Here is a 15509-nt window from a genome sequence, read left to right on the forward strand (position 1 = left end):
AACAGCTTGTAAGAGAAAACTTTGTTCAGTGTGGCATCAATTTCCTGTGGCGAGGGAGCTTGCTCCCGCTGGACTGCGACGCAGGCCGCTTTTTTGAGGGCCGCTTCGCGACCCAGCGGGAGCAAGCTCACTCGCCACAGGGTTTGTATAAAACGGCTGCGTTCACCGTTCATAGCGTCAAAGATGCTCTTGGCCGCCGACGGCCCTATAATGCGCGCCGGTTTTTGGGGTAATGGTCATGAGTACAGAAGATCCACGGTTTGCAGGCATCGCCCGTTTGTATGGCATCGAGGGCCTCGAGCGCCTGCGTGCGGCCCATGTGGCGATTGTCGGCGTCGGTGGCGTCGGTTCCTGGGCGGCGGAAGCCATGGCCCGGTGTGGCGTGGGCGAGATTTCGCTGTTCGACCTCGACGACGTCTGCGTCAGCAACGCCAACCGGCAGTTGCATGCGCTGGACAGCACTGTCGGCAAACCCAAGGTCGAAGTGATGGCCGAGCGTCTGCGCGGGATCAACCCGGACTGCACGGTGCACGCGGTGGCCGATTTCGTCACCCGCGACACCATGGCCGAGTACATCACGCCGAACATCGATTGTGTGATCGACTGCATCGACGCGGTCAACGCCAAGGCTGCGCTGATTGCCTGGTGCAAACGCCGCAAGATCCAGATCATCACCACCGGCGGTGCCGGCGGGCAGATTGATCCGACGCTGATTCAGGTCTGCGACCTCAACCGTACGTTCAACGATCCACTGGCCTCGAAAGTGCGTTCGACCCTGCGTCGTGACTACGGCTTCTCGCGCACCGTGACCCGCCATTACAGCGTGCCGTGCGTGTTCTCCACTGAACAGCTGCGCTATCCGAAACCCGATGGCAGCATCTGTCTGCAGAAGAGTTTTGTCGGCGATGGCGTGAAGCTCGACTGCGCGGGCGGGTTTGGCGCGGTGATGATGGTGACGGCGACGTTCGGCATGGTCGCGGCGACCAAGGCTGTGGACAAGATTGTGGCGGGCGTTCGGCGCCCGGCGGATCGCATTAAACCTCAGGTTTGATGTTGTGGCTGCTGGCCCCTTCGCGAGCAAGCCCGCTCCCACATTGGATCTGTGGTGTTCACAAATCCCCTGTGGGAGCGGGCTTGCTCGCGAAGGCGATTAACCGGCCAACTCATTCATTCGCTGGAGCACGGCATTCAAGCCATTGCTGCGCGATGGCGATAGCTGGCGCGAAAGGCCGAGTTGATTAAACCAGTCTGGCAGATCAACCTGTTGCAACTCAGCCGCCGACAAGCCGTTAACCCGCAACAGCAACAACGCCACCAACCCGCGAATCATCCGCGCATCGCTGCTGGCGCTGAATTGCCAATGACCGTCACGCAATTCCCCAACCAGCCACACCTGACTCTCACAGCCATGCACCCGGTTGGCCTCGCACTTGTCCGCGTCATCCAGCGGCGGCAAACGATCACCAAACTGCATCAACAACCGCGCGCGCTGTTCCCAGCCAGCCGCATTCTGAAAAGTCTGCAACGCCTCGGCGGCTTCGACCGGCAGGCTCATCGCAACAACTCCAGCGCCTGATCCAGTGCTTCGAAGAAGCGTTCCAGATCCTCGGAATCGTTGTACAACGCCAGCGACACGCGAATCGCCCCGGCCAGCTCAAGGCTTTTGAGCAACGGCATGGCGCAATGATGCCCGGCGCGCACGGCGATACCTTGCTCGGTCAACAGGTGCGCCAGATCAGCGTTGTGCACGCCCTCGACGACAAAACTTGCCAGCGCCAGCTGCGGTTTGCCCAGCAGGCGAATGCCGTTACGGGCGGCGAGGCCTTGCAGCAGATAGTCGTGCAGCGCTGCTTCATGGGCGGATACCGCGTCCTGATCGAGCCCGGCCAGATAGTCGAGGGTTGCACCCAATCCGATCACGCTGGCAATCGGCGGCGTGCCCGCTTCAAAACCCAGCGGGGCAGGGCGGAAACGCGCGTCGTGATAGTTGGCTTCCAGCACCATTTCGCCGCCGAACTGCCACGGCTGCAGTTGCTCAAGCGCTGTGTTGCGCCCGAACAGCACGCCGAGGCCATCGGGGCCGTACAGCTTGTGGCTGGAAAACACATAGAAGTCGCAACCCAGCGCCTGCACGTCGTGGCGACCATGCACCACACCTTGCGCGCCATCGACCACGGTCAGCGCGTTCTGCGCCTTGGCCATCGCCAACAGTGCCGGCAGCGGCTGCCAGGCACCGAGCACATTGGACAACTGACTGACCGCCAGCAAGCGAGTGCGCGGACCGATCAGGCGTACGGCGGCGCCGAGGTCGATCACGCCGTCGGCGTCCAGCGGCAGGATCACCAGTTTCAGGTCGCGACGCTGCGCCAGTTGCTGCCACGGCAGCAGGTTGGCGTGATGCTCCAGGGCGCTGATGACAATTTCATCGCCCGGGTGGAAAAGATGTTCCAGGCCATACGCCAGGAGATTCAGCGCACTGGTGGCGCCGTGGGTGAAGATGATCTGCCCGCTGTCACCGGCATTCAGCCACTGGGCAACCTTGAGCCGACTGTCTTCGAACGCCTGCGTGGCGTGGGCGCCGGGCAGGTGCTGCGCGCGATGCACATTGGCTGCGCCGTTGGCGTAGTAATGCGTCAGTGCGTCGAGCAGGGCCTGGGGTTTTTGCGTGGTGGCGGCGTTGTCCAGATAGGTCTGGTCTTGCCGTTGCAGGGCGGCGATGGCCGGAAAATCGGCGCGCCAGGGAGAGGGAATCATCACAGTTTTTAGCCCTGGTGAAGAGGGGCGGGATGTACGCCAAACCTTGTGGGAGCGAGCCTGCTCGCGAAGACGTCCCTGAGAACGCCAAGAGCTTCGCGAGCAGGTCGAATCGTCGAGCCGTCGCTCCCACAGGTGCTTAAAGCACTTAGTTGTGAGCGTGCAGCGCTTCGTTCAGTTCGATCGCCGATTTGTGGGTTTTGCACTCCACGGCACCGGTTTCCGAATTGCGACGGAACAGCAGGTCAGTCTGACCGGCCAGTTCACGCGCCTTCACAACCTTGACCAGGTTGTTGTGCTCGTCCAGCAGCGCGACCTTGGTGCCGGCGGTCACGTACAGGCCCGATTCGACGGTGTTGCGGTCGCCCAACGGAATACCGATACCGGCGTTGGCACCGATCAGGCAGCCTTCGCCAACCTTGATCACGATGTTGCCGCCACCCGACAGGGTGCCCATGGTCGAGCAGCCGCCGCCCAGGTCCGAACCCTTGCCGACGAACACGCCAGCGGAGACGCGGCCTTCGATCATGCCCGGGCCTTCGGTGCCGGCGTTGAAGTTGATGAAGCCTTCGTGCATCACGGTGGTGCCTTCGCCCACGTACGCACCCAGACGCAGACGTGCCGCGTCAGCGATACGCACGCCGGCCGGTACCACGTAGTCGGTCATTTTCGGGAACTTGTCCACCGAGAACACTTCCAGCAGCTCGCCACGCAGACGGGCTTCGAGTTGCAGTTCGGCCAGTTCGCTCAGGTCGATCGCGCCCTGGCTGGTCCAGGCAACGTTCGGCAGCAGCGGGAAGATCCCGGCCAGGCTCACGCCGTGCGGCTTGACCAGGCGGTGGGACAGCAGGTGTAGCTTGAGGTAGGCCTCGGGTGTCGAGGTCAGCTGTGCGTCTTCGGCCAGCAGGGTGGCGACCAGCGGCTTGTGGCTCTCGGCCAGACGGGTCAGCAGTTTGCCTTGAACGGCGTCGATGCCTTTGACCGCTTCAGCCAGTTGCGCAGCCTGTGCAGTGGTAAAAGTGATGGCCTGGTTGCCTTCGGTGTAACCGAGGATCGGCGCAACGGCGGCGACCAGTTCGGCCGAAGGGTTGAGCAGTGGCTGAGCGTAGAACACTTCCAGCCAGGCGCCTTGACGGTTCTGAGTGCCGACACCAAAGGCGATGCTGAACAGGGAATTGGACATGTGAATACCTCTAGCAATAAGTGACGGGCTGCTTACTTGAGTGCGGCCGCGTAGATGTCTGGCTTGAAGCCAATCAGGGTTCGGTCACCGAGATCGAGCACCGGACGCTTGATCATCGAGGGTTGAGCGAGCATCAGTTCGATGGCTTTCGACTGGTCGAGATCGGCTTTACGTTCGTCGTCGAGTTTGCGAAAGGTCGTGCCTGCACGGTTCAACACCGTTTGCCAGCCGTGCTCGTCACACCATTGGGTCAGATGCTCAGGGTCGATACCGGCAGTTTTGTAGTCATGGAAGTCGTAGCTGACAGCGTGTTCATCGAGCCAAGTGCGCGCCTTCTTCATGGTGTCGCAGGCTTTGATGCCGAAAAGGTGCAACGTTTTACTTGAAACGGTCAAGGAATCGCCCCCTTTACAGGTGCTGGAAAAAAATGGTGTCGGATTATGCCATGACCCTTCAGCTAATACGCAAAACACCTGTAGGAGTGAGCCTGCTCGCGATGGCTTTTTCATGTTCAAGCTGCAATTGACGGACACGCTGCTATCGCGAACAGGCTCACTCCTGCAAGGGAATGTGCGGGAGGTTGCGACATAGGTGCAAACGCCAGACGCATCCTAAGCGGCTAATATGGCAGTTCAACGCTGTCGATTGTCTGAGAATTCCGCTTTATGCAAACCGCTTATACCGTGCTGATCCTGTTGATGCTGGTCAGCGTCTCGCGGCTGGTCGGACGGGTCATCCCGCTGCCGCTGCCCCTCGTGCAAATCGCCGCCGGTGCGCTGCTGGCCTGGCCGACACTGGGCCTGCACGTCGCGCTGGACCCTGAATTGTTCCTGTTTCTGTTCCTGCCGCCGCTGCTGTTTTCAGATGGTTGGCGCATGCCCAAGCGTGAGTTCTGGCATCTGCGCGGCCCGATCCTGACGCTGGCCGTCGGTCTGGTGCTGTTCACCGTGGTTGGCGCCGGGTACTTCATTCACTGGCTGTTGCCGAGCATTCCGCTGGCGGTCGCCTTCGCACTCGCCGCCGTGCTGTCGCCGACTGACGCCGTGGCGGTTTCAGCCATTTCGCAGAACCGCTTGCCGACGCCGCTGATGCATATCCTGCAAGGCGAGGCGCTGATGAACGATGCGTCGGGTCTGGTGACGTTCAAGTTCGCCTTGGTGGCCGCGGTGACCGGGGTGTTCTCGCTGGCCAATGCCAGCCTGACGTTCGTGCTGGTGGCGGTCGGCGGACTGGCGGTCGGCGTGGCGCTGAGCTGGCTGGTCGGACGCTTGCGCGCGTGGATGATCGCCAGGGGCTGGGACGATCCGGCCACCCACGTGGTGTTTATGTTGCTGCTGCCGTTCGCCGCCTACGTGTTGGCCGAACGACTGGGGGCTTCGGGCATTCTTTCGGCGGTGGCGGCGGGAATGATGCAGAGCTGGCTCGATCTGCTGCCACGGCAGACCAGCACCCGCTTGCTCAATCGCAGCGTCTGGTCGTTGTTGGAGTTCGCCTTCAACGGTCTGATCTTTCTGCTGCTCGGTCTGCAACTGCCGGACATCATCAAAGCGGTGGTCAGCCACGAACCGACGCTGTGGCCGACGCTGCTGTATCGCGGCCTTGACGTGGTGGCGATTTTTCTCGCGTTGGTACTGTTGCGGTTTATCTGGGTGCAGAGCATTTGGCGCTTGTCGGTGCTGTTGCGGCGTTTGCGCGGCAAGGGCGACCTGACGCAAGTGCCCACGGCCCGATCCTGCTGGCTGCTGACCGTCGGCGGTGTGCGCGGGGCGGTGACGCTGGCCGGTGTGATGTCGGTGCCGATGTTGATGGGCAGCGAGGCGTTCCCCGAGCGTGACCTGCTGATCTTCATCGCCGCCGGGGTGATTCTGTTGTCGCTGATTTGCGCCTGCATCGCTTTGCCGTTGCTGTTGCGCGGCATCGAGAAAAGTCCGGACGACAAGCGTCGCCAGGAAGTGCGCGATGCCTGGCGCAAGACCGCCGAGGCGGCGATTCATGCGCTGGAAACCGAAGAGGTCGGCCCGCAGGATGCTGCGCAGGCCGCGCTCTCGGCAGAACTCAAGGCGCGGATCATGTCCGAGTATCGCCATCAACTCGAAGTTTTCAATGATTCGGCCGAAGCCCAGGCGTTGGCGTTCCAGATGGATCTGCTGGAGCGCCGCTTGCGTTTGAAGGCGTTGCGAGCGCAACGCCTTGAGTTGTACAGCCTGAGTCGTCATCACCAGATTGGTGATGACGTGCTGCGCGAAGTGCTGGGCGAGCTGGATTTGAGTGAGGCCAACCTTGGCTCAGTGAAGTGATGCCGGAAATATTGATGATTTCAAGTTGAACCTTCTTCCTGTCAGGCTTCGGGATGAGGGTAAGCGGTCGTCATGAATGCCTTGTCTTTCTCGCTGAGGACTGGATTGAGGTATATCTGAAAGTCACCCTTGGTCCAGTTCTGGCGAATGGCGTAATGCATGATGGATTTCGGATCGTAAGGAGAATGGTTGACTTCGCTGGCATCAAGAAGGTTGAAATAAGTCAGGTCTATCCGGCTACGTTCCAGATCACTCGTTGCGTCGAAATGTTGGTAAACAGCTTCCTTGTCCCAGGGAATGGTCATTTCAGGGTGCAAGTGCTCGTGTTCGGCCCCGAGCATGTGACCGAATTCATGGGTGGCCTGGGCCATGAAAAATTTGATTGAAAGATCCTGATCCGGAGACAGATTCAATGTTGCTTCGGTTTGATCGTCAATGGTCAATGCGTCAGTCCCGATCATCGACCAGTAAGCTCCCGGCTCACTGGAAATGCGAATCTCGGCTTCACCCTCTTCAATGTACTGAACGTTCAGGTTGACGTGAGGTGTCCAATTCGCGAGTGCTGCTTTTGTCGCCTCTTTGAAGGACGAACTGCCGTTCAGAAACCGGATGCGTAACAGGCGACCGGGTGTCCAGAATTTTGTGTGCCGGGCGACGGCACGTTTCCTTCGACTGCCGGTGGCGGTGTTGCGATTGTCAGGGTTTTCCCTGATGGCAGTTTCATAAGAGGTATTAACGTCATTTGGCGTGACGAGTTGGCAGGGGTTCAGATTGTCCATAATCAGAAAGCTCCATATATAAAAATACAGGGTGTCAGGGTTTAGGGTTTAGGGTTTAGGGTTTAGGGTTTAGGGTAAGCCTTGCGCATATTGCGCCGATCAAGTTTGCTGATCTTGGTGTTAAGTCCCGCTTGCCAATCGCCGACGGTCAACTCGTTGGGAATTACGTAATGCATGATGGACGTCTTGTCGTAAGGTCCGTTCAATGAAGTGTTGGCATCAAACGTGTTGAAAAGATTGTTGTCGACGTCTTCCTTGGTCCATTGATGGTGCAGGTTGAAGTATTCATAAACTTTTGGCACGTCCCAAGGGATGTTGGCGGCTGGGTGCTGATGCTCATGTTGCATTCCCAATGCGTGACCAAACTCGTGGAGCACTGTCGGATCGAACTCCGCATGATCCGGAGCGATCCCCAGCCTCAAGGTGGGCAGGTCCGATGGCACCAAAAGTGCGTCAGTTCCAAGGTATGAATTGGATACGTCGCCCGTTGTGGAAATGCGTATTTCCCCGGCGACGCCATCAACGAACTTGAATGTCAGATTGGTGGCAGGCTCCCATTGTCGGATCAACCTTTCGATACGCTGCTTGAGATTGACAGGCAAGTTTTCCATAAAGCTGATAGTCAATACTCGGCCATGACCCCAGAATTTTTGCCAATTACCAATGGCGCGTTTGCTGCGGGCACCCTGTAAGGAGGGACGTTCGTTGTGAGGGTTCTCGTTGACAGCGACCTGATAAGAAGCTAGTTGATTGTCGGGGTGAATAAGTTTGCATGGGGTGGCGATGTTCATCGGGAGTACCAATATGTATAAAGGCTTGTTGTGAGGGTTTGATGTTTGATTGGTTTTTTAAGGCTAATGTGTTTTGAAGTTGTTGTTAAGTTTGATTCTGATGAATGATGTTGCTTGATGTTGGTAGGGCGTACTTGTGCAATGGAGTGAGGCACGCAGAGCAGAGTAACTGGAAAATTGGGAAAACCCGGTGACAATTTTTGGCGCGGGTATTGCCAGGAAGGAATGAGCCGCCACCACCACCAGATTGGAGATGACGTGCTCACAGAGGTATTGGTTGAGCTGGATTTGAGTGAGGCCCACCTGGGTGCGATCAAATAACCGTGACCCGGCTTATTCGCTCTCCACTACCGGGTGCGGATAGGCCATGCTTTAGACTTTCGTGTTGTTCGTTGGCTTTTGTATGTAGCGGTAAGTTGCGATGGGAAGAGCAGGCGGATAGGCCAGGTGCGGGAAGTTTTAAAGTGTAGAAGTGTATTTCGTTGTTTCATTGTTCTCGCGCGATATTGCATCGCGCGAGAACTGGCGATTAAGACAAGTGGCGCGTAATGAAGTTTTTAATCCGTTCAGCCGCTTCCACACATTCAGCCAATGGCGCAACCAGTGCCATCCGCACACGACCGGCCCCCGGGTTCACACCGTCCACTTCTCGGGACAGATACGAGCCAGGCACCACGGTCACGTGCTCTTCGGCAAACAGATCCCGGCAGAACGCCGCATCATCACCTTGCACATTCGGCCACAGATAGAAGCTGCCATCCGGGCGCTGCACGTCCATCACCGGGCTGAGGATTTCCAGCACCGCGTCGAACTTCTCGCGGTACAGCGCACGGTTGGCGCGCACGTGGACTTCGTCATTCCACGCCGCAACGCTGGCCAGTTGGGTTTGTACCGGCATCGCGCAGCCGTGGTAGGTGCGGTACAGCAGGAAACCCTTGAGGATATCGGCATCTCCGGCGACGAAACCGGAACGCAGGCCAGGCAGGTTGGAGCGCTTGGACAGGCTGTGGAACACCACGCAGCGCTTGAAGTCCTTGCGGCCCAGTTCGACGCAGGCACTGAGCAGGCCTGGCGGCGGAGTCTGTTCGTCGAAGTACAGCTCGCTGTAGCACTCATCGGCGGCGATCACGAAGTCGTGTTCGTCAGCCAGAGCGATCAGTTTTTTCAGCACATCTACCGGGATCAGCGCGCCAGTCGGGTTGCCCGGCGAGCACAGGAACAGGATCTGGCAGCGCTTCCAGATGTCTGGTGATACCGCGTCGAAATCCGGGTTGAAGCCGTTTTCGTCCAGGCAAGGCAGGTAGTGCGGCTTGGCGCCAGCGAGGAACGCTGCGCCTTCGTAGATCTGATAGAACGGGTTGGGGCTGACCACCAGGGCGTCGTCGCCACGGTTGACCACGGTCTGGGTGAAGGCGAACAGCGCTTCGCGAGTGCCGTTGACCGGCAGCACGTTGCGCGCCGGGTCAATCCAGCCGCTCGGCACGCCGAAACGACGCTCGCACCAGCCAGCGATCGCTTCGCGCAGGGCCGGGATGCCGAGGGTGGTTGGGTATACCGCCATCTGATCCAGATTGTTCGCCAGCGCTTCGGCGACAAAGCTTGGCGAGCGATGTTTCGGCTCACCGATCGACAGGGCGATCGGGCGTTTGTCCGGGTTCGGGGTCACGGTGCCGAGCAGGGCGCGGAGCTTTTCGAACGGGTAGGGCTGGAGCTGGTTCAGAGCGTTGTTCATGGATGCCTCGTTCAATGTGGAGAGAACTCCGTGGCGAGGGGATTTATCCCCGATCGGCTGCGCAGCAGTCGCAAAACCATCGCGTGCGGTGTAGCGAATACACCGCGATTGCAGGTTTTTGGGGCCGCTTCGCAACCCATCGGGGATCAATCCCCTCACCACTAAAGCCCCGGACAGCTATATCTGCCTCCACAGGGATAGTTTGTTAATTCAGATACTGATACGCGAAAGCTTGATATCCGGTTCCTGATTGACGCTCAGTTGTTCGACGATTGCATCCTGCAAGCGGCTGCACAGCAGCGGGTCGGAGAGCGGCTGGTTGTGGGCGTCGGTGATGAAGAACACGTCTTCCACCCGTTCGCCCAGGGTCGCAATCTTGGCGTTCTGCAGCGATAGGTCGAATTCGAGGAAGATCCCGCCGATCCGCGCCAGCAGGCCCGGGCGATCCGGTGCCGTCAGTTCCAGCACCGTCACCGGGCGCTGGGCGTCGTTGTGGATCGTCACCTGCGGCGCAAAGGCGAAGTGCTTGAGCTGGCGCGGCACCCGGCGCTGGATGATCGTCGGGTAATCGTCCGGGTTGCGCAGGGCTTCGGTCAGGCCGTCGCGGATCTGCTTGATCCGTGCCGGGTTGTCACCGATGGATTCACCGTCGTTGTCGAGCACGATGTAGGTGTCGAGGGTGAACTGGCTGCTCGAGGTGATGACCCGGGCGTCGTGAATGTTCAGGTTGAGCTGGTCCATCGCGGCCACGGTCACGGCGAAGAAGTCGTGCTGATCCGGGGCATAAATGAAGATCTGCGTGCCGCCCTCGAACTCGCGCTGGGTGGTTTCCTTGATCAGCACCAGTGGGCCGCCATCGGCCGGCTGCTGCAGGATCGCGTCACTGTGCCAGGCCACGTCGCCTGCGGTGTGGCGCAGGAAATAGTCATCGCCCAACTGTGCCCACAACTGCTCGACGTCGTCCGGGTCGGTGCCGCCGCGCACCAGAATATCCAGCGCCGCGCTCTGGGTCTGGCGAATCTGCTCTTCGCGATCCACCGGGTTTTCCAGACCTCGGCGCAGGGCGCGCTTGGTCTCGGTGTAGAGCTGGCGCAACAGGCTGGCGCGCCACGAGTTCCACAGGGTCGGGTTGGTCGCGTTGATGTCGGCCACGGTCAGCACGTACAGGTAGTCCAGACGGGTTTCGTCGCCGACGGTCTGGGCGAAATCGTGGATCACCTGCGGATCGGACAGATCCTTGCGCTGCGCAGTGGTCGACATCACCAGATGGTTTTGCACCAGCCAGACGATCAGGCGGCTGTCCCACAGCGGCAACTGATGGCGCTGGCAGAACGCTTCGGCATCGACCGCGCCGATGTCCGAGTGATCGCCATGCCGGCCCTTGCCGATGTCGTGGTACAGACCCGCCATGTAGATGAGCTCGGGCTTGGGCAGTTTGGCCATGAGCTTGGCAGCCAACGGAAATTTTTCCGATACCTGGGTGTACTGCAACTTACGCAGGTGCTTGATCAGGTTCAGTGTGTGCGCATCGACTGTATAGATGTGGAACAGGTCGTGCTGCATCTGCCCGACGATGAAACCGAACTCCGGCAGGTAACGCCCGAGGATGCCGTAGCGGTTCATCCGCCGCAGGTTGCGGTGGACGCCGATCTTGCACTTGAACAGCTCGATGAACAGGCTGGTGTTGCGGATGTCGTTGCGGAAGTTGTCGTCGATCAGGTGACGGTTTTCCCGCAGTAGACGAATGGTGTCGGCGCGCACGCCTTTGATTTCCGGCTGCTGGGCCATCAGCACGAAGATTTCGAGCATGGCGAACGGCGTGCGGCGGAATACGTTGTCGTTGCGTGCTTCGATATAACCGTCATGCAGTTGGAAGCGCGAGTTGATCGGCTGCGGCGGCGCTTCGTCTTCCGGGGCGAGGATGACTTCCTCGAAATGCTGAATGATCAGGTCGCTGAGCTGGGCGATGCTCATCACCACGCGGAAATACTGTTGCATGAAGTTTTCGACCGCCTGTTTGGCGTCGTCACCTTCAAACCCCAGCAGGCCGGCAATGGTCCGTTGATGATCGAACAGCAAGCGATCTTCGGAGCGGCCGGCGAGCATATGCAGGGCGTAGCGCACTTTCCACAGAAACTCCTGGGAAGAGGCCAGCAGTGCGTTTTCGCTCTCGACCAGAAAGCCCTCGCCGGCCAGGGCGCGCAGGTTCAGGGTGCCGTATTGACGACGGGCTACCCACAAAATCGTCTGGATATCCCGCAGGCCGCCGGGCGAGCCTTTGACGTTGGGTTCCAGGTTGTATTCGGTGTCGTTGTACTTGTGGTGACGGGCCTTCTGCTCGGCGCGTTTGGCCAGGAAGAACTCCTTGGCCGGCCACATGTGTGCTGTGCTGGTGACATCGAGCATGCGCTGGCGCAGGCGCTCGGGGCCGCAGATGGTGCGGCTTTCCATCAGGTTGGTGACCACCGTCAGGTCGGCCCGCGCTTCCTCGGCGCATTCGTCGACCGAGCGCACGCTCTGGCCGACTTCCAGGCCGATGTCCCACAGCAGCGTCAGGAAACGCTCGATGGAATCGCGGAAAACTTCGTGATCGGCGCTGTCCAGCAGGATCAGCAAGTCGATGTCGGAATAAGGATGCAACTCACCGCGGCCGTAGCCACCGACCGCGACCAGCGCAATGTCGGCGTCTTCGCTCCAGTTGAACTGTTCCCAGGCCTTTTGCAGGATGTTGTCGACGAACCAGGCACGGTCTTCGATCAGGCGACGGATGTCGCGGCCATTGCGAAAACGCGTGTCGAGGACCTCGCGAGCCTGGCGGATCGCTTTCTTGAACGCCGCGATGGGACTCGCTTTCAGGGCCAGTTCAGCCTGGAACTGGCCGCGGTCGAAGAGTTCGGGATCCACCTGCGGCATCGATTGGCTTTCCTTTTATAAGGCTGGGAGCGTTCTTGGGATCAGGCCGAGATGCGCGCGATGGTGTCGTCGGCGCGCAGGGTGAAGATCTCGTAGCCGGTATCGGTCACCAGCAGGGTGTGTTCCCACTGTGCCGAGAGCTTGCGGTCCTTGGTGATGGCGGTCCAGCCGTCGCCCAGCACCTTGGTGTCGGCTTTGCCCTGGTTGATCATCGGCTCGATGGTGAAGGTCATGCCGGCCTTCAGTTCCATGCCGGTGCCGGCGCGGCCGTAGTGCAGGATCTGCGGTTCTTCGTGGAAGACCTTGCCGATGCCGTGGCCGCAGAACTCGCGAACCACCGAGAAGCCGTTCTTTTCGGCGTGCTTCTGGATCACTTCGCCAATGTCGCCGAGGCGGCAGCCGGGTTTGACGATTTCGATCGCCTTGTACATGCATTCCTGAGTGACCTGCGACAGGCGCTCGGCCCAGACCGGTACTTCGCCGACGTGGAACATGCGGCTGGTGTCACCGTGGTAGCCGTCCTTGATCACGGTGACGTCGATGTTCAGGGTGTCGCCGTTTTTCAGCGGCTTGTCGTTCGGGATGCCGTGGCACACCACATGGTTGATCGAAGTGCAGATCGACTTCGGGTAGCCCTTGTAGTTGAGCGGGGCAGGGATGGCCTGCTGCACGTCGACGATGTAGTCATGGCAGATCTGGTTCAGTTGATCGGTGGTCACGCCCGGTTTGACGTGTTCGGCAATCATTTCCAGCACATCGGCGGCCAGTTTGCCGGCGACACGCATGCCAGCGATGTCCTCGGGGGTTTTGAGGTTGACGGTCATACAGGCTCTCTCTGCGCTCGGCGGCGCTTGCTGATACGGATTGGGTGGCAAGTGTTCTTTTTGCGACCCTGAAAAACCCGATTCTAACAGACGAAAGGAGCAAATCCGCGCCTGCGTTCATCGTCTCTCTCTATACAATGGCGTGCCTGAAGGCGATTCCAGGGGGGCTGCGCCCATGTCCTTGGTGCGATTGCAGATTCCGGGTTCCGTTTCTGCGCACCCTGTGGTATAAAATGCGCCGCTTTCCGGGGATACCCCGAAAAGCTTAAATCCACACACGTGTCGACACGATGACCTGGGTGCTTTTGGCTTTATGCCACTGGTTGGTCATTGGGATACGTGGAGGCCAAACCCGACTTATTAAGGAACTATCATGTCCCAAGTCAACATGCGCGATATGCTGAAGGCCGGTGTGCACTTCGGTCACCAAACCCGTTACTGGAATCCGAAAATGGGTAAGTACATTTTCGGCGCGCGTAACAAGATTCACATCATCAACCTTGAAAAAACCCTGCCAATGTTCAACGAAGCTCTGACTTTCGTAGAGCGTCTGGCCCAGGGCAAAAACAAGATTCTGTTCGTCGGCACCAAGCGTTCCGCTGGCAAGATCGTTGCTGAAGAAGCAGCACGTTGCGGTTCGCCGTACGTCGATCACCGCTGGTTGGGCGGCATGCTGACCAACTTCAAAACCATTCGTGCTTCCATCAAGCGTCTGCGTGACCTTGAAGTTCAAGCCGAAGACGGTACCTTCGCCAAGCTGACCAAGAAAGAAGCGCTGATGCGCTCCCGTGACCTGGAAAAGCTGGATCGCTCCCTGGGCGGCATCAAGGACATGGGCGGTCTGCCTGACGCACTGTTCGTGATCGACGTTGACCACGAGCGCATCGCGATCACCGAAGCCAACAAGCTGGGCATCCCGGTAATCGGCGTTGTCGACACCAACAGCAGCCCGGAAGGCGTTGACTACATCATCCCAGGCAACGATGACGCAATCCGCGCTATCCAGCTGTACATGGGTTCGATGGCTGACGCAGTGATCCGCGGTCGCAACAACGTTGCTGGCGGTACTGTTGAATTCGCAGCTGAAGAAACTCAGGCTGCAGCTGAGTAATTGACGCCCTGGCGTTGACTCAGTAAGCAAAAAGGGGGCTTGGCCCCCTTTTTGCCACCTCGAAAACCGTTTGTTGGCGCCCACTTGTGGTGGCGCACCCCCTGCATCTGTAACGTGCGGCGGGTACAAGGTGATTCGGGAAGAATTGAACGCCCGTTCGATCGGGTGGAATGGTTGAAAACCTATCCAAGAGGAATTTGAAAATGGCAGCAATTACTGCAGCGTTGGTTAAAGAACTGCGCGAGCGTACCGGCGAAGGCATGATGGATTGCAAGAAAGCCCTGGAAAAGGCTGACGGCGACATCGAAAAAGCCATTGATGACATGCGTGCTTCGGGCGCGATCAAGGCTGCGAAAAAGGCTGGCAACGTTGCCGCTGAAGGCGCAATCGCAATCAAGGACGACGGTAAAGCTGCCGTTATCCTGGAAGTGAACTCGCAGACCGACTTCCTGGCCCTGCAAGACGACTTCAAAAACTTTGTTGCTGCCAGCGTTGAAAAAGCCTTCGCTGACAAGCTGACCGACGCTGCTCCGCTGATCGCTGCTCAAGAAGCCGCTCGCGAAGCACTGGTTGCCAAAGTAGGCGAGAACGTCAACATCCGTCGTCTGACCCGTATCGAAGGTGACGTTGTAGGTTCGTACCTGCACGGCAACAAGATCGGTGTTGTTGTGGCTCTGAAAGGCGGTGACGTCGAGCTGGCCAAAGACATCGCGATGCACGTAGCTGCAAGCAACCCTGAGTTCCTGCTGCCTTCGCAAGTTTCGGCTGAAGCGATCGAGCGTGAAAAAGCTGTGTTCCTGCAGCTGAACGAAGAAAAAATCAAAGGCAAGCCAGAAAACATTGTTGAGAACATGGTCAAAGGCCGTATCAGCAAGTTCCTGGCAGAAGCAAGCCTGGTTGAGCAGGCGTTCGTCAAGAACCCTGAAATCAAGGTTGGCGAGCTGGCCAAGAAAGGCGGCGCAGAAATCGTTTCCTTCACTTACTACAAAGTAGGCGAAGGCATCGAGAAGCCGGTCGACAACTTCGCTGAAGAAGTTGCTGCCCAGCTGGCTGCCGCCAAGCAATAAGACGGTTTTTCAACTGTCGCCCGAAAGAGGCTGCCCGCTCACGCGCGCAGCCTCTTTT

At 58.9% G+C, this 15509-nt stretch carries 13 protein-coding genes; 4 read left to right on the top strand and 9 right to left on the bottom strand.

The genetic code is table 11. The features are described 5' to 3' along the window. The first annotated feature begins 232 nt into the window (after nucleotides 1–232). The gene (tcdA, locus tag QMK55_RS19110) at nucleotides 233–1051 is read left to right on the top strand and encodes a tRNA cyclic N6-threonylcarbamoyladenosine(37) synthase TcdA (RefSeq protein ID WP_102355646.1); all 819 of its coding nucleotides are present in this window, start codon (nucleotides 233–235) and stop codon (nucleotides 1049–1051) included. A gap of 99 nt (nucleotides 1052–1150) precedes the next feature. Here the strand turns inward: tcdA and QMK55_RS19115 are convergent, their stop codons facing one another. From QMK55_RS19115 to QMK55_RS19130, 4 genes are all read right to left on the bottom strand, one after another. Next, on the bottom strand, nucleotides 1151–1555 hold the full coding sequence (locus QMK55_RS19115) for a SufE family protein (RefSeq protein ID WP_102355647.1): 405 nt from the start codon (nucleotides 1553–1555) through the stop codon (nucleotides 1151–1153). After that, entirely contained in the window at nucleotides 1552–2757 is a 1206-nt protein-coding gene (locus QMK55_RS19120; protein WP_320329754.1) for a cysteine desulfurase, read from the bottom strand. Before QMK55_RS19120 ends, QMK55_RS19115 begins: the two co-directional genes overlap by 4 nt. 145 nt (nucleotides 2758–2902) lie before the next feature. Continuing rightward, entirely contained in the window at nucleotides 2903–3937 is a 1035-nt protein-coding gene (gene dapD / locus QMK55_RS19125) for a 2,3,4,5-tetrahydropyridine-2,6-dicarboxylate N-succinyltransferase (RefSeq protein WP_007954762.1), read from the bottom strand. Between the two features lie 32 nt (nucleotides 3938–3969). Next, nucleotides 3970–4332: an ArsC family reductase gene (locus QMK55_RS19130; protein ID WP_320329755.1), complete on the bottom strand. Its 363-nt coding sequence runs from the start codon at nucleotides 4330–4332 to the stop codon at nucleotides 3970–3972. A gap of 270 nt (nucleotides 4333–4602) precedes the next feature. On the opposite strand from QMK55_RS19130, the gene QMK55_RS19135 reads away from it, so the two are divergent. Continuing rightward, nucleotides 4603–6234 (top strand): Na+/H+ antiporter, encoded by a 1632-nt coding sequence (locus tag QMK55_RS19135; RefSeq protein ID WP_025110895.1) that lies wholly within the window; start codon nucleotides 4603–4605, stop codon nucleotides 6232–6234. Between the two features lie 41 nt (nucleotides 6235–6275). Here QMK55_RS19135 and QMK55_RS19140 read toward each other — a convergent pair whose 3' ends face one another. From QMK55_RS19140 to map, 5 genes are all read right to left on the bottom strand, one after another. Further along, nucleotides 6276–7013 (bottom strand): M12 family metallopeptidase, encoded by a 738-nt coding sequence (locus QMK55_RS19140; RefSeq protein ID WP_102355650.1) that lies wholly within the window; start codon nucleotides 7011–7013, stop codon nucleotides 6276–6278. Between the two features lie 62 nt (nucleotides 7014–7075). Next, nucleotides 7076–7804, bottom strand: coding sequence for a M12 family metallopeptidase (locus tag QMK55_RS19145; RefSeq protein WP_102355651.1), 729 nt, complete (start codon nucleotides 7802–7804; stop codon nucleotides 7076–7078). Nucleotides 7805–8333: 529 nt separating this feature from the next. Further along, the gene (gene dapC / locus QMK55_RS19150; protein ID WP_102355652.1) at nucleotides 8334–9536 is read right to left on the bottom strand and encodes a succinyldiaminopimelate transaminase; all 1203 of its coding nucleotides are present in this window, start codon (nucleotides 9534–9536) and stop codon (nucleotides 8334–8336) included. Nucleotides 9537–9746: 210 nt separating this feature from the next. After that, nucleotides 9747–12449 carry a [protein-PII] uridylyltransferase gene (locus QMK55_RS19155; protein ID WP_320329756.1) on the bottom strand — a complete coding sequence of 901 codons (2703 nt, stop codon included), beginning with the start codon at nucleotides 12447–12449 and terminating at the stop codon, nucleotides 9747–9749. A 41-nt stretch (nucleotides 12450–12490) separates the two neighbouring features. Next, nucleotides 12491–13273: a type I methionyl aminopeptidase gene (gene map, locus QMK55_RS19160; RefSeq protein ID WP_102355654.1), complete on the bottom strand. Its 783-nt coding sequence runs from the start codon at nucleotides 13271–13273 to the stop codon at nucleotides 12491–12493. A 373-nt stretch (nucleotides 13274–13646) separates the two neighbouring features. On the opposite strand from map, the gene rpsB reads away from it, so the two are divergent. Further along, the gene (gene rpsB / locus QMK55_RS19165) at nucleotides 13647–14384 is read left to right on the top strand and encodes a 30S ribosomal protein S2 (protein ID WP_003222119.1); all 738 of its coding nucleotides are present in this window, start codon (nucleotides 13647–13649) and stop codon (nucleotides 14382–14384) included. A gap of 203 nt (nucleotides 14385–14587) precedes the next feature. Continuing rightward, a complete protein-coding gene (gene tsf / locus QMK55_RS19170; RefSeq protein WP_102355655.1) occupies nucleotides 14588–15451 on the top strand; it encodes a translation elongation factor Ts in 864 nt (287 codons plus the stop codon). The last annotated feature ends 58 nt before the right edge of the window (nucleotides 15452–15509 follow it).

Source organism: Pseudomonas sp. P8_229 (genome assembly GCF_034008635.1).
Taxonomy (GTDB): Bacteria; Pseudomonadota; Gammaproteobacteria; order Pseudomonadales; family Pseudomonadaceae; genus Aquipseudomonas.